The sequence below is a fragment of the Streptomyces sp. NPDC058697 genome, assembly GCF_042715345.1.
Classification (GTDB): Bacteria; Actinomycetota; Actinomycetes; order Streptomycetales; family Streptomycetaceae; genus Streptomyces; species Streptomyces liliifuscus.
The window spans coordinates 512,932-525,732 of sequence record NZ_JBHXSU010000001.1; the positions used below are offsets into that span (position 1 = coordinate 512,932).

Consider the following 12,801-nt stretch of genomic DNA (forward strand, 5'->3'; position numbering starts at 1 on the left):
CCGACGAGTGCGCTCAATCCGATGAACGCGCTCAAGGTGAGCGCGCGCGGGGCGAGTTGGCTCAGGGTGAGTTGGCGCAGGGTGAGCCCCTGGCATCTGCTGCTCGCCCCGCTGGCGCTGGCGTTCGCGCTGCCGCTTGTGTGGCTGCTGCTGAGCTCGGTGATGACTAACGCGGAGATCAACCGGTTTCCGCCGGCGCTGTGGCCCGACGGCATCGATCTGGGCGGCTACCGGTATGTGCTGGGCAACGCGATGTTCCCGCGCTGGTTCGCGAACTCGCTGATCGTCGCGTCGGTCGCCGTGGTGTCGAATCTGCTGCTCGGGTCGCTCGGCGGCTACGCGTTCGCACGGATGCGGTTCGCGGGGTCACGGGTGCTGCTCGGGCTGATGCTGGCGACCATGGTCATCCCGTTCCAGCTGACGATGATCCCGACCTTCCTGGTGATGAAGTGGCTCGGTCTGATCGACACGCTGGGTGCGCTGATCGTGCCGTCGCTGGTGACGCCCTTCGCCGTGTTCCTGTTCCGGCAGTTCTTCCTGACCCTGCCGAGGGAGATCGAGGAGGCCGCCTGGATCGACGGGTGTTCTCGATTGCGGGTCCTCTTCTCGATCGTCATGCCACTGGCCCGGCCGGCCCTCGCGACGGTCGCGGTGCTGACCTTCCTCACCACGTGGAACGACCTGTCCTGGCCGCTCATCGCGATCAACCACGACACGCAGTACACGCTCCAACTGGGCCTGACCACCTTCCAGGGGCAGCACCACGCACGGTGGTCCGCGGTGATGGCGGGCAACGTCATCACGGTGCTGCCGGTGCTGGTGGCTTTCCTGCTGGCGCAGAAGACGTTCGTCCAGTCGCTCACATCCAGCGGACTGAAGGGGTAGCCGCCTTGTCCCGTTCCTTCGACCTCCTGGTGATCGGTGACGTCAATCCCGATGTCGTGGTGGGTCCGGTGCCCCGCGCGATGGCCTTCGGCCAGCGTGAACAACTCGTCGAGCGCGGCGGGCTGGTCCTCGGCGGCTCGGCGGCCATCATGGCGTGCGGCGCCGCACGGCTGGGGCTGCGGGTGGCCTTCGCCGGGCGGGTGGGGGACGATCCGGCGGGCGCGTTCGTCCGCGGAGCGCTCACCGACCGCGGTGTCGACGTCACTCACCTGACCACCGACCCCCAACTGCCCACGCCCCTCACCGTCGTGCTCAACGACAAGGACGGCGACCGGGCCATCCTCACCTCGCCCGGCTGTCTGGCGGCGACGAGTGCGCAGGACGTGCCCGAGGCGCTGCTTGCCGACACCCGGCACGTGCACGCGGGGTCCTTCTTCCTGATGCCCCGTCTGGCACGGTCCCTGGCAGCCGTGTTCGCGCGGGCCGGGTCCCACGGGGCGAGTACCTCGCTCGACACCAACGACGATCCCGACGGCAGGTGGGACCGCGAACTGCTCGACCCCGTACTGGAGTTCACCGACATCCTGCTGCCGAACGCCGCCGAGGCCCGCGCGCTCACCGGCGAGACCCGACTGGAGTCGGCGGCAGCCGCGTTGGCGGAAGTCGTCCCGCTGATCGTCGTCAAGGACGGCTCCGAGGGCGCGCTCGCCCATGACGGAGCACGGGTCCAGCGCGTAGCGGCGGTGCCGGTCGAGCCGATCGACACCGTGGGCGCGGGCGACAGCTTCGACGCCGGTTTCGTCACGGCGACCCTGCGCGGGCTGGATCTGCGCTCGTCGCTCACGCTGGCCGCCGTCTGCGGTTCGCTCTCGACCCGCGGCCACGGCGGTACGGCGGCGCAGCCGACGTGGCACGAGGCCCTCGCCCACACCGACCTGGAGAGCCGCACATGACCGAGGTAAAGATCGCCTTCGTGGGAGCCGGCAGCGTGGTGTTCACGCAGGGCCTCCTGGCCGACCTGTTCGCCTTCCCCGAGCTGGGGCACGCCCGGATCGCCCTGCACGACATCGACGAGGAACGGCTGGCCACCGCGGAGGGAGCCGCCCGCCACATCGCGGACGAGCGCGGCGCCAAACCGGCGATCACCGCGCACCTCGACCGGCGCGCGGCCCTCGAAGGCGCGGACTTCGTGGTCAACACCGTCCAGGTCGGCATGAACAAGGCCACCCGCACGGACTTCGGCGTCCCGGCCCGCCACGGAGTGCGCCAGACCATCGGCGACACACTCGGCATCGGCGGCATCTTCCGCGCCCTGCGCACCTTCCCGGTTCTGCGCGGACTCGCCGAGGACATGGCCCAACTCTGCCCGGACGCCCTGCTGTTGAACTACACCAACCCGATGGCGATGAACGTCCTGTACCTGTCGCGGATCGCACCGGCCCTGCGGGTGACGGGCCTGTGCCACTCGGTGTACTGGACGATGCACGACCTCTCGCAGCTGGTGGGCGTCCCCTTCGAGGAGGTCTCCTATCTGGCCGCCGGGGTGAACCACCAGGCCTGGGTGCTGCGTTTCGAGCGCGACGGCCGCGACCTCCACCCGCTCCTCGACGCCGCGATCGCCAGGGATCCGGGGCTCCTGCGCCGCGTACGGGTCGACATGTACCGCAGGCTGGGCCACTACCCCACCGAGACGAGCGAGCACTCCGCCGAGTACGTCCCCTGGTATCTGCACCACGACACCGAGATCGACCGTCTCCGGCTGCCGGTGGGCGCGTACCTGGGGATCATCGAGGAGAACACCGCCGACTACGAGCGCACTCGCCAGGCCCTGCTCGCGAACGCTCCGCTGCCCGTCGAGGGCACGATGGAGTACGCGCCCCAGGTCATCCACAGTGTCGTCACGGGGACTCCGCGCACGATCTACGGGAACGTCCCGAACCGCGGCCTCATCGACAACCTGCCCGCCGACTCCGTGGTCGAAGTACCTTGCCTGGCCGACGCGTTGGGCGTCCAGCCGACCCGTGTGGGGTCACTGCCCCCGCAGTGCGCGGCGCTCAACAGCGCGTACGTCTCCGTCACCGACCTGGTCGTCCGCGCGGCCACGGACGGCGACCCGCGGCACATCCGCCACGCAGCGATGGCCGACCCCGCGACGGCGGCGGCCCTTCCGGTGGAGCGGATCTGGGACCTGTGCGACGACCTCGTACGGGCCCATCGGGAGCTGCTGCAGCCGGAGTTGCGGGAGGAGCTGGGGCACTGACGCCCGGACCGAGACCGGGTCAGCGCTCCAGGAGGTCCAGGGCCTGTGCCCAGCGGAACTCCCGGTCCGCCGGGCCGCCGAAGGCGTGTTCGCCGAACCGGACGCCCATCCCGCGCAGTCGCTTCAGGCTGTCCTGGTACGCGGGGTGGGCCGTCAACGCCTCGCTCACACAGGGGAGTACGGAGATCGGCACCCCCATCCCGTACGCCTCGCAGAGTGTGCCGAGGGCGAGGGTGTCGGAGATCCCGGCGGCCCATTTGTTGATGGTGTTGAAGGTCGCGGGGGCCACGGCGACGGCGTCCGGGTCGGGGAACGGGCGCGGGTCGCCGGGAGCACGCCAGGCAGACCGGATCGGCCTGCCGGTCCGCGACTCGACCGCCGCGATGTCGAAGAAGCCCGTCGCGGTCGGGGTCGCGATGACCCCGACCTCCCAGTTCCGCTCCTGCGCCAGGGTGATCAACTCCTCGACCCCCTCGGCGACTCCGGCGGCGCAGACGACGACGTAGAGGAAGGGCTTCCGGGCCTGTTCGGTCACCCGGGAACCCTACTGAACGGGAAAGGAATCCCCTCGCTCCGCGTCCGGACGCGGGCCGTGGATCCGGCGTTCCTTCTCCTCGATCGGTACGTCGTTGATGCTGGCCTCGCGCCGCGTCATCAGACCGTGCTCGTCGAACTCCCACAGCTCGTTGCCGTAGGAGCGCCACCACTGGCCGTCGGCGTTGCGGCACTCGTACTGGAAGCGGACGGCGATGCGGTTGCCGTCGAACGCCCAGAGGTCCTTGCGCAGCGCGTACTCCTGCTCGCGCGCCCACTTGTCGGTGAGCAGTTCCACGATCTGGGCGCGGCCGGTGACGAAGGTGTCGCGGTTGCGCCAGACCGAGTCCTGCGAGTACGCGAGCGAGACCTTGTGGGGATCTCGGGTGTTCCAGGCGTCCTCGGCCGCCTGGACCTTCTGGGCCGCGGTCTCACGGGTGAAGGGCGGCAGCGGCGGGCGGTCGGTCATGACGGCTTCCTCTCGATGGCGGTGCGACGAGCGGGAGAACGTGCGTTCTCCGGCGTGGCTGCTAACGTAGAGAACGGTGGTTCTCCCGTCAAGACGCCAAGGAGTGGGCCGAAAACATGGACAGCGCGGTCGCCAGGGGTCAGGCCCTGGACGCGGCGGAAACCCTGTTCTACGGGCGGGGCATACAGGCCGTCGGCATGGACGACATCCGTGGCGCGTCGGGGGTCTCGCTCAAGCGGCTCTACCAGCTGTTTCCCGCCAAGGAGCAGCTGGTCGTGGCCTATCTGGAGCGGCGTGACATCCGCTGGCGGCAGCGGCTGGCGGACCACGTGGCCGGGCACGAGGATCCCGTGCGGCGCATCCTCGCGGTCTTCGAGTGGCTCGGCGAATGGTTCCGGGAGCCCGACTTCCGGGGCTGCGCCTGGATCAACTCGTACGGGGAGCTCGGTGCGACGTCGGATCGGGTCACCGAACAGGTCCGCACCCACAAGCGGGCCTTCAAGGACTATCTGGCCGGTCTCGTGAGCGACGCCGGACTGCCCCCGGACCTGGCCGAACAGGTGTATCTGCTGGCGGAGGGTGCCATGGTCACCGCCGGTATCGAGCAGAGCGGCTCGACGCCCGCCGAGCAGGCCGGGCGGGCGGCCCGGATGCTGGTGGAGGGACACGGCGGGACCGTCGGCCATTGACTCACGTCCCGTCGAGTTGCAGACTCCAATTGAAGATTCAACGGAGAATTGTTCACCAGGCGAACAAGCCGCAGCTCCCGTTCGGAGCCCGGCGGATCGCCTCGCACGACGGGAAGAGCCGCGCATGACCCTCCATCGTGACCTGCTGATCGGCGGCAAGGACCTGCCCGCGGCCTCCGGCCGCACCGCCGAGGACGTGAATCCCTACAGCTCACAGGTGTACGCCACGGTCGCCGCGGCCGGCGTCGAGGACGTCACCCGGGCCGTGGACGCCGCTGAGGCGGCCTTCGCCGACTGGGCGGCGCTCGGGCCCGCCCAGCGGCGGAAGATCTTCCTCACCGCGGCCGACCTGCTGGAGTCCCGCACCGACGAGGCCGTACGGATCATGGCGGGCGAGGTCGGCGGGACCCGGCCCTGGGCCATGTTCAACGTCGGTCTCGCCGCGAACATCCTCCGCGAGGCCGCCGCCGCGGTGAGCGCGCCGCGCGGTGAGGTGCTCAGCGCGCAGGAGGAGGGCGCGCTGGGGCTCGCGGTCCGCGAACCGGTGGGTGTCGTGGCCGCCTTCTCGCCGTGGAACGCCCCGGTCATCCTGGGCGTCCGGGCGGTCGCCGCGCCGCTCGCCGCGGGCAACACCGTGGTGATGAAGCCGAGCGAGGACGCGCCCATCGCCTGCGGGCTGTTCGTCGCGGACGTCCTGCGCGACGCGGGCCTGCCCGACGGCGTCCTGAACGTGATCACGAACGCCCCGGAGGACGCGGCCGCCGTGGCCGAGGCCCTGATCGCCGACGAGCGAGTACGGGCCGTCAACTTCACCGGTTCCACGGACGTCGGCCGGATCATCGGCGTGCACGCGGCCCGGCATCTGAAGCCCGCGGTCCTGGAGCTCGGCGGCAAGAACTCGGTGATCGTGCTCGACGACGCCGATGTCGACTACGCGGTCGACGCGGCCGTCTTCTCCGTCTTCATGAACTCCGGGCAGATCTGTATGTCCGCCGACCGGATCCTCGTCCACGAGAGCCTCGCCGAGGAGTTCACGGCCAAGTTCACCGCGAAGACCGAGTCGCTGGCTTCCGGTGACCCGGCCGACCCGCACACAGTCGTCGGCCCGCTCGTCACGACGGACGCCGCCCGCCGGGTCGCCGCGCTCGTCGAGGACGCCGTCGCCAAGGGCGCCACCGTACTGACCGGCGGAGCCGCACCCGAGGGCGCCGTGCATCCGGCGACCGTGCTGACCGACCTGCCCGAGGACGCCGACCTCTACCACGGGGAGGCGTTCGGCCCGCTCGCCGTGATCAGCTCCTTCGGCACCGACGACGAGGCGATCACCTTCGCCAACGCCACGGAGCACGGGCTGACCTGCGGGATCATCACCGAGAACGGCACCCACGGGCTCAGGGTCGCCCGCCGGATCCGTACCGGCATCGTGCACGTCAACGACCAGTCCGTCGCCGACGAACCGAACGCCCCCTTCGGAGGGTTCAAGGCCAGCGGATACGGCCGCTTCGGCGGGCGCTGGGGCATCGAGGCGTTCAGCAACACGCGCTGGGTGACGCTGGCGACACAGCAGGCGCACTTCCCGTTCTAGGCAGTCCGACAAATGAGTTGCCCGGGCGGCTGTCCCGACGCCACCATCTGCCCATGACCACGACCGAAGCCCTTCTGCCGCCGACCTTCGCCACCGCTCGTCCGGTGCGGGTCCAGCAGCAGTCCGGCCGACCGCGGAGGCTCTCACTTCCGCGGTCGTGACCGCCGCGCTCGTCGCGGGGCTTCTCGCGGGCTTTGGCATCGCCATCCCCGTCGGAGCGGTCGCGACCTACCTCGTCTCCCTCACCGCCCGTACGTCACTGCGGATCGGCGCCTGCGCCGCGCTCGGCGTGGCGACGGCCGACGGGCTCTACGCCCTGGTGGCCGCGCTCGGCGGCTCCGCCCTCGCCGCCGCCCTCCAGCCCGTACTGGTCCCGCTCCGCTGGGCCTCGGGACTCGTGCTCGTCGCCCTGGCCGTACGAGGCGGAGTCACCGCGCTCCGCCAGTACCGCGAGGAGCGGCTCGCCACCCACTCCGACCGGACGCCGGTGAGCCCCGGCCGCGCGTACCTGGCCCTGCTCGGCATCACGATGCTGAACCCCACCACCGTCGTGTACTTCGCGGCGCTGGTGCTGGGCAGCAGTGCCGGTGAGGCCGTCGGCCTCCTGGAACAGGGGGTGTTCGTCCTCGCCGCCTTCGCCGCGTCGGCCGGCTGGCAACTGCTGCTCGCGGGCGGCGGTGCGCTGCTGGGCCGGATTCTGACGGGCCGGCGGGGGCGGCTGGTGACAACTCTGGTGTCCAGCACCGTGATCCTGGCCCTGGCCGTACGCATGCTGGGATGAAATCACTGGGGTCCCCGTGTTCAACGGGGAGTCGGAACGAGTCGCACGAACGACGATCGATGGGATGGACGCCATGCCTCTCAAGGGCGAGTACGAACCCAGCCCCACCAAGTGGGTACGTGATCAGGTCGAGTTGTACGAGAGCTCGAACGGAACCGAGGGAACGACGTTGCTGGACACGGGGTTGCCGGTGATCGTGCTGACCACCCTGGGCGCCAGGAGCGGGAAGATCCGCAAGACGCCGCTCATGCGCGTGGAGCACGACGGCACCTACGCCGCCGTCGCCTCGCTGGGCGGCGCGCCCAAGCACCCCGTCTGGTACCACAACGTCGTCGCCGATCCCCGGGTGGAACTCCAGGACGGCGGGACGCGCCAGGACATGACGGCACGCGAAGTGACCGGCGAGGAGAAGGCCCAGTGGTGGGAGCGGGCGGTCGCGGCCTATCCGGCGTACGCCGACTACCAGAAGAAGACCGACCGCGAGATACCGGTCTTCGTCCTGGAGCCGGCCGCCGGGGAGTGAGCGGCGCCGGCACATGACCGTGGCGCGGGCACATGACCGTGGGCCGTAACAGGGCACCGTCCCGGTACGGCCCGTCGTCCTGGTCCCGACAGGGGCTCCGCGGCGGCTCCCGGAACTCGTGCGAAAAAAGTTGGCATGATTCCCGGACCGCCGGGCACCCGACGCTCAGGCCCCGCCGCGCTCCCCCGTCGCGGCGGGGCCGCCGACGTGTGCGCCGGTGCCGGAGCCCACGTGCTCGGCCCGTGCGGCGCGGCGCGCGATGGCGGCGTCCGTCACGTCGAGGAAGATCTGGTCGGCCTCCGGAACCGTGTGGGAGACGGACCGCTTGATGCGCTCGGCGACCAGCTCGACCTCCTCACTGTCCAGGCCGGGGACCAGGTCGATCCGGGCGGCGACGAGCGTCGAGTCGGGGCCGAGCTGCATGGTCAGCAGGGACTCCACCGAGTCGATCTCGGGCTGGGCGTCCAGCAGCGCGCGGATACGGCTGCTCGACTCCAGATCCGTGGCCTGGCCGATCAGCTGGTCGCGTGCGTCACGGCCCAGCCGGTACGCCACGTACACGAGCAGCGCCCCGATGGCGAGCGACGCCGACGCCTCCCAGACGATCCGGCCGGTGATCATGTGAAGGACCATCCCGGCGATCGCGAGGGTCACACCGAGCACAGCGGTGCCGTCCTCGGCGATGACGGTTCGCAGGGCCGGGTCGCTGACTCCGGCGGCGAGGCCGCCCTGTTTGCGCACCTGGTGGAGCGCCCGCAGCAGGGACGCGCCCTCGACGAACAGGGCGACGACGAGGACGACCAGTCCCACCACATAGCCGTCGTGGCTCTCCGTGCTCCCCTTGCCGAGGGCCTCGAAGCCCTGGAGGAAGGAGAAGCAGCCGCCCATCACGAAGATCCCGACGGCGGCGAGCAGGGACCAGAAGAAGCGTTCCTTTCCGTAGCCGAACGGGTGCCGGCTGTCGGCGGGGCGCCGGCTGCGGCGCAGGGCGACGAGGAGGAAGACCTCGTTCAGACTGTCGGCCACCGAGTGCGCGGCCTCCGAGAGCAGCGCGGGGGATCCCGCGATCAGCCCGCCCACGGCCTTGGCCACGGCGATCACGAGGTTCGCGGCCAGCGCCACCAGCACGGTGACCCGGGTCCTGCGATCGGACGGTGTGGAGGGCTTGTGACTCATCTCGGCCGAATGCCCCTCCCACCGGCCCTCACACGGGGCGACGGCGGTTTTCGGGGAACCCTCCCCAGTGCGCACGCACGGAAGGAGTGAGGCATGAGCGACACCGAGGGCAACAGGGCGTACGGCAAGAAGTCCTTCAAGCGGTCCAGGAGCCACTTCGCGGACCGCGTCACGGCGGATGCCCGGGACGGCTGGCCGGTCGAGGCGGGGCGCTACCGTCTGGTCGTCAGCCGGGCGTGCCCCTGGGCGAGCCGCGCGGTGATCTCCCGGCGGCTGCTCGGGCTGGAGGACGCCCTGTCGATGGCGATCGCCGACCCGATCCAGGACGACCGCAGCTGGCGGTTCACCCTGGACCCCGGCGGCCGGGACCCCGTACTCGGCATCCGCTATCTCGGCGAGGCGTACGAGGCCCGGGAGCCGGGCGCTCCGGGCGGCGTCAGCGTGCCCGCGCTCGTGGACGTGCCGACCGGCCGTCTGGTGACCAACGACTACCAGCGGCTCACCCTGGACCTCGCCACCGAGTGGACGGCCCTGCACCGGGAAGGCGCGCCCGATCTCTATCCGGCGGACCTCCGCGACGAGATCGACGAGGTCATGGCGGAGGTGTACGAGGACGTCAACAACGGGGTGTACCGGGCCGGGTTCGCCACCGGTCAGAATGAGTACGCGGCGGCCTGCGAGGGCGTGTTCCGGCGGCTGGAGCTGCTGTCGGAGCGGCTCGCGGGGCGGCGGTACCTGGTCGGGGACACGATCACGGAGGCGGACATCCGGCTGTTCACCACGCTGGTCCGCTTCGACGCCGTCTATCACGGCCACTTCAAGTGCAACCGCCGGAAGCTGACGGAGGACGCGGTGCTGTGGGCGTACACGCGTGACCTCTACCAGACGCCCGGATTCGGGGACACGGTCGACTTCGACCACATCAAGCGGCACTACTACCAGGTTCACACGGGCATCAACCCGACCGGCATCGTGCCGCTCGGGCCGGACCTGTCCGGCTGGCTCACCTCGCACGGCCGCGAGGAGCTGGGCGGGCGCCCCTTCGGGGACGGGAGTCCGCCGGGGCCGGTGCGCGAGGGCGAGGAGGTACCGGCGGCGGGCAGGCCCTGAACATCCGCCGGCTCTTTGCTTATGTGCCGCTGAACCGGACACTCGCCATGAGGCCGGGACGTATGAGCCGAAGGAGATCCAGATGCAGAAGAAGAAGCTGCCTCTCGTCTACAAGCCGGTCGGGTTCGTGCTCGGCTGGGCGAGCGGGGCCCTCGCGAGCATGGCGTTCCAGGCGACCTGGAAGGCGATACGCCACGAGGAGGACGCGCCCGACGCGTTGGACAAGGACCGCGGCTGGGGCGAGATCCTGCTGGCCGCGGCGATCCAGGGCGCGCTCTTCGCGGTCGTCCGCAGCGCGGTGGACCGTACGGGGGCGACGGCCATCGAGCGGTCGACCGGAGTATGGCCCTCAGGCGACAAGGGGGGCCGCGACTAACTCCCTTACCGTCCAGTACGGTTGGCCTCCACGCAGTCGGCCCGGAGCCGGCCGGGAGTCAGGGGAGCAATCGTGAAGAACCAGACAGAGGTCGGCGACACCGTCGAGGACTTCGAGCTTCTCGACGAGACCGGCACCTCGCGCAAGCTCTCCGAGCTGCTGGGCGAGGGGCCGGTCGTGCTGTTCTTCTATCCTGCGGCGCTGAGTGCCGGCTGCACCGCCGAGGCGTGCCACTTCCGCGATCTGGCCGCCGAGTTCACGGCCGCCGGGGCCCGTCCGGTGGGGATCAGCGGTGACACGGTCGAGCGCCAGCAGGAGTTCGCCGGGAAGCACACCCTCGGGTTTCCGCTGCTGTCCGACCCGGAGGGGCTTATCCGGGAGCAGTTCGGGGTGAAGCGGGGCTTCTCGCTGGCGCCCACGAAGCGGGTCACCTTCGTGATCTCCGAGGACCGGAAGGTACTGGAGGTGGTGCGCAGCGAGCTCAAGATGAGCGCGCACGCGGACCGCGCCCTGGCGGCCCTGCGCACGCACAACGGCTGAGCCCGGAGGCCCGGTTCGCTCAGCCCTGCTTGGGAGCGGTGTCCCGGCTACTGCGTACGGTGAACGAGTGGCCGGCCGGATCGGCGTACCCCCGCTCCTCGAACGGGCCGGACGGGTCCTTGGACTCCAGCGGCCGGCCGCCGAGGCCGATGACAATGCGCTCCGCCTCGTCCAGGTCCTCCACGCGGAAGTCCAGGTGGGCCTGCAGGGAGTTCTCGGGACGCGGCCAGCTCGGCGGGATGGCGTTCACATCCCGCCGGAACGCGATCCGGAACCCGTCGGCTCCCTTGATCTCCACACGGTTCGCCGACGCCTCCGTCTCCTCCCCGTCGAGGAACTCCTTGTAGAACGCGGCGAGTTTCTCGGGCTCGGCACAGTCCAACACCACGACGCCAGCCACTACCAGTGCCATGCTTCCTCCGTACACCGACCGACCACGAGCGGCGCTCCGCCCACGGCTCCACGGTGACCGGGTACCCCGCCTGCGGAAATCAGTCGGCCGCGCGCCCACGGCCCTTCGTCGCCGGAGGCGAACGCGCTCATCCGGCCACGGAGTCCGACGAATGCCCGAGGTCACGGAGTGGTGTAACGCAGGTCACGGTCAAGTCACCGAGCTCGCGGCATAGATCATTTACGATCAGGGCAGCCTCGTAGCGTAAATCGAGTCAACTTTCGTCTCGGGAAACGCAGTTCGAGCCAGCGGGCGTCAATTTCGACGTCCGCCCACAGGGATGGGGGGCCCTGTGCATCGTCTCAAGAGAGGACGCGAATGCCGCAGGACGTCAGGTTCGACCTCCCCTTCACCACCCCCGTCAGCGAGCATCTCGAGTACGCCCGGGCCCGCCATCTGCGCTGGGTATGGGACAAGGGCCTGGTGCGCAGCCAGGCCGGATTCGAGGAATACCGCTCCTGGGATCTGCCCCAGGCGGCGGCCCGCACCTACCCCCACGCTTCGGCTGACGACATGGTCGTCCTGATGAACTGGTTCTCGCTCGCCTTCCTTTTCGACGACCAGTTCGACTCAGGAAGGCCGGATCGCGCCGACCGTATAGCGGAGGTCGCGCGGGAGCTCATCGCCACCCCCTTGCGGCCGGCGGGCATCACCCCTCGTGTGGCGTGCCCGATCACCGTGGCCTGGGCGGAGGTCTGGGCCCATCTTTCGGATGGCATGTCTCTGACATGGCGTACACGATTCGCGGCCTCCTGGGGCCGTTTCCTCGTGGCACACACCGAGGAGGTCGACCTGGCCGCCCGCGGCCTGGCCGGCACGCTCGACCTTCAGGAGTACGCCGAGTTCCGCCGCCGTACGGTCGGCATCCACCACAGCATCGACGCCGGTGAGCGCAGCCGCGGCTTCGAGGTGCCCGCCGGGGTGCAGGCACATCCGCTGATGGAGAGAATGCGGGACCTGGCCGCCGACACCATCGGCTTCATGAACGACATCCACTCCTTCGAGCGCGAGAAACGCCGAGGGGACGGCCACAACCTGATAGCCGTCCTGCACCGCGAGCGCCGCTGCGGCTGGCAGGAGGCCGCCGACGAGGCGGTCAGGATGACCACGGACAGCCTTGCCGAATACCTCGAACTCGAGGCGCAGGTACCGCAGATGTGCGACGAACTCGGCCTTGACGAGGACGACCGCGCGAAGGTCCGGATGGGCGTCGAGGCCATCCAGCACTGGATAAACGGCAACTACGAATGGGCCCTCACCTCGGGCCGCTACGCGGCGGACAAGGAATCCCCGGCCGCCAGGGCCGAGTTGGCGGGCCAGGGCTCCCTGGACGACCTACTGGCGGTCTGAAAGACAGTTCCCCGCGCCCCTGCCCCGTCAGGGGCGCGGGGAACTGCGCGCCCAGCCACATCGAACCGGCAG

At 70.2% G+C, this 12,801-nt stretch carries 15 protein-coding genes; 11 read left to right on the forward strand and 4 right to left on the reverse strand.

The window, feature by feature from the left end; translation table 11 throughout:
• Positions 1–21 precede the first annotated feature (21 nt).
• From ACFWXQ_RS02225 to ACFWXQ_RS02235, 3 genes are read left to right on the forward strand one after another with little or no spacing between them, the layout of a single operon-like run.
• On the forward strand, positions 22–885 hold the full coding sequence (locus ACFWXQ_RS02225) for a carbohydrate ABC transporter permease (protein WP_383940970.1): 864 nt from the start codon (positions 22–24) through the stop codon (positions 883–885).
• Positions 886–890: 5 nt separating this feature from the next.
• Positions 891–1,838: a carbohydrate kinase family protein gene (locus tag ACFWXQ_RS02230; RefSeq protein ID WP_383940931.1), complete on the forward strand. Its 948-nt coding sequence runs from the start codon at positions 891–893 to the stop codon at positions 1,836–1,838.
• Complete coding sequence (locus ACFWXQ_RS02235; RefSeq protein WP_383940928.1) at positions 1,835–3,145, forward strand: alpha-glucosidase/alpha-galactosidase; 1,311 nt, start codon at positions 1,835–1,837, stop codon at positions 3,143–3,145. The genes ACFWXQ_RS02230 and ACFWXQ_RS02235 overlap by 4 nt, the downstream gene beginning before the upstream one ends.
• A gap of 19 nt (positions 3,146–3,164) precedes the next feature.
• Here ACFWXQ_RS02235 and ACFWXQ_RS02240 read toward each other — a convergent pair whose 3' ends face one another.
• A complete protein-coding gene (locus ACFWXQ_RS02240; RefSeq protein WP_383940925.1) occupies positions 3,165–3,680 on the reverse strand; it encodes a flavoprotein in 516 nt (171 codons plus the stop codon).
• Between the two features lie 9 nt (positions 3,681–3,689).
• Positions 3,690–4,148, reverse strand: coding sequence for a DUF1348 family protein (locus ACFWXQ_RS02245; protein ID WP_383940922.1), 459 nt, complete (start codon positions 4,146–4,148; stop codon positions 3,690–3,692).
• A gap of 116 nt (positions 4,149–4,264) precedes the next feature.
• On the opposite strand from ACFWXQ_RS02245, the gene ACFWXQ_RS02250 reads away from it, so the two are divergent.
• The 4 genes from ACFWXQ_RS02250 to ACFWXQ_RS02265 all read left to right on the forward strand — a co-directional run bounded on the left by ACFWXQ_RS02250 (position 4,265) and on the right by ACFWXQ_RS02265 (position 7,726).
• Entirely contained in the window at positions 4,265–4,837 is a 573-nt protein-coding gene (locus ACFWXQ_RS02250; RefSeq protein WP_383940919.1) for a TetR/AcrR family transcriptional regulator, read from the forward strand.
• A 124-nt stretch (positions 4,838–4,961) separates the two neighbouring features.
• Entirely contained in the window at positions 4,962–6,422 is a 1,461-nt protein-coding gene (locus ACFWXQ_RS02255) for an aldehyde dehydrogenase family protein (RefSeq protein WP_383940916.1), read from the forward strand.
• Between the two features lie 157 nt (positions 6,423–6,579).
• Positions 6,580–7,203: a LysE family transporter gene (locus ACFWXQ_RS02260; protein WP_383940914.1), complete on the forward strand. Its 624-nt coding sequence runs from the start codon at positions 6,580–6,582 to the stop codon at positions 7,201–7,203.
• Between the two features lie 73 nt (positions 7,204–7,276).
• Complete coding sequence (locus ACFWXQ_RS02265) at positions 7,277–7,726, forward strand: nitroreductase family deazaflavin-dependent oxidoreductase (RefSeq protein WP_383940967.1); 450 nt, start codon at positions 7,277–7,279, stop codon at positions 7,724–7,726.
• A gap of 165 nt (positions 7,727–7,891) precedes the next feature.
• On the opposite strand, the gene ACFWXQ_RS02270 is transcribed toward ACFWXQ_RS02265, so the two are convergent.
• Entirely contained in the window at positions 7,892–8,902 is a 1,011-nt protein-coding gene (locus tag ACFWXQ_RS02270; protein WP_383940911.1) for a cation diffusion facilitator family transporter, read from the reverse strand.
• A 93-nt stretch (positions 8,903–8,995) separates the two neighbouring features.
• Between ACFWXQ_RS02270 and ACFWXQ_RS02275 the strand changes: the two genes are divergently transcribed.
• The 3 genes from ACFWXQ_RS02275 (at position 8,996) to ACFWXQ_RS02285 (ending at position 10,928) form a co-directional block, all read left to right on the forward strand.
• A complete protein-coding gene (locus ACFWXQ_RS02275) occupies positions 8,996–10,012 on the forward strand; it encodes a glutathione S-transferase family protein (RefSeq protein ID WP_383940909.1) in 1,017 nt (338 codons plus the stop codon).
• An 82-nt stretch (positions 10,013–10,094) separates the two neighbouring features.
• Positions 10,095–10,388, forward strand: coding sequence for a DUF4235 domain-containing protein (locus tag ACFWXQ_RS02280; protein WP_383940907.1), 294 nt, complete (start codon positions 10,095–10,097; stop codon positions 10,386–10,388).
• A 72-nt stretch (positions 10,389–10,460) separates the two neighbouring features.
• Positions 10,461–10,928, forward strand: a complete 468-nt coding sequence (locus tag ACFWXQ_RS02285; protein WP_383940904.1) for a peroxiredoxin — start codon at positions 10,461–10,463, stop codon at positions 10,926–10,928.
• A 19-nt stretch (positions 10,929–10,947) separates the two neighbouring features.
• Here ACFWXQ_RS02285 and ACFWXQ_RS02290 read toward each other — a convergent pair whose 3' ends face one another.
• Positions 10,948–11,340, reverse strand: coding sequence for a VOC family protein (locus ACFWXQ_RS02290; RefSeq protein ID WP_383940902.1), 393 nt, complete (start codon positions 11,338–11,340; stop codon positions 10,948–10,950).
• Positions 11,341–11,697: 357 nt separating this feature from the next.
• On the opposite strand from ACFWXQ_RS02290, the gene ACFWXQ_RS02295 reads away from it, so the two are divergent.
• On the forward strand, positions 11,698–12,729 hold the full coding sequence (locus ACFWXQ_RS02295) for a 7-epi-alpha-eudesmol synthase (RefSeq protein WP_383940899.1): 1,032 nt from the start codon (positions 11,698–11,700) through the stop codon (positions 12,727–12,729).
• Positions 12,730–12,801 lie beyond the last annotated feature (72 nt).

Coding starts and splice junctions, on each gene's coding strand:
- ACFWXQ_RS02225 (WP_383940970.1), top strand. CDS start 22: ATGAACGCGCTCAAGGTGAGCGCGCGCGGGGCGAGTTGGCTCAGGGTG.
- ACFWXQ_RS02235 (WP_383940928.1), top strand. CDS start 1,835: ATGACCGAGGTAAAGATCGCCTTCGTGGGAGCCGGCAGCGTGGTGTTC.
- ACFWXQ_RS02245 (WP_383940922.1), bottom strand. CDS start 4,148: ATGACCGACCGCCCGCCGCTGCCGCCCTTCACCCGTGAGACCGCGGCC.
- ACFWXQ_RS02250 (WP_383940919.1), top strand. CDS start 4,265: ATGGACAGCGCGGTCGCCAGGGGTCAGGCCCTGGACGCGGCGGAAACC.
- ACFWXQ_RS02255 (WP_383940916.1), top strand. CDS start 4,962: ATGACCCTCCATCGTGACCTGCTGATCGGCGGCAAGGACCTGCCCGCG.
- ACFWXQ_RS02265 (WP_383940967.1), top strand. CDS start 7,277: ATGCCTCTCAAGGGCGAGTACGAACCCAGCCCCACCAAGTGGGTACGT.
- ACFWXQ_RS02270 (WP_383940911.1), bottom strand. CDS start 8,902: ATGAGTCACAAGCCCTCCACACCGTCCGATCGCAGGACCCGGGTCACC.
- ACFWXQ_RS02275 (WP_383940909.1), top strand. CDS start 8,996: ATGAGCGACACCGAGGGCAACAGGGCGTACGGCAAGAAGTCCTTCAAG.
- ACFWXQ_RS02280 (WP_383940907.1), top strand. CDS start 10,095: ATGCAGAAGAAGAAGCTGCCTCTCGTCTACAAGCCGGTCGGGTTCGTG.
- ACFWXQ_RS02290 (WP_383940902.1), bottom strand. CDS start 11,340: ATGGCACTGGTAGTGGCTGGCGTCGTGGTGTTGGACTGTGCCGAGCCC.
- ACFWXQ_RS02295 (WP_383940899.1), top strand. CDS start 11,698: ATGCCGCAGGACGTCAGGTTCGACCTCCCCTTCACCACCCCCGTCAGC.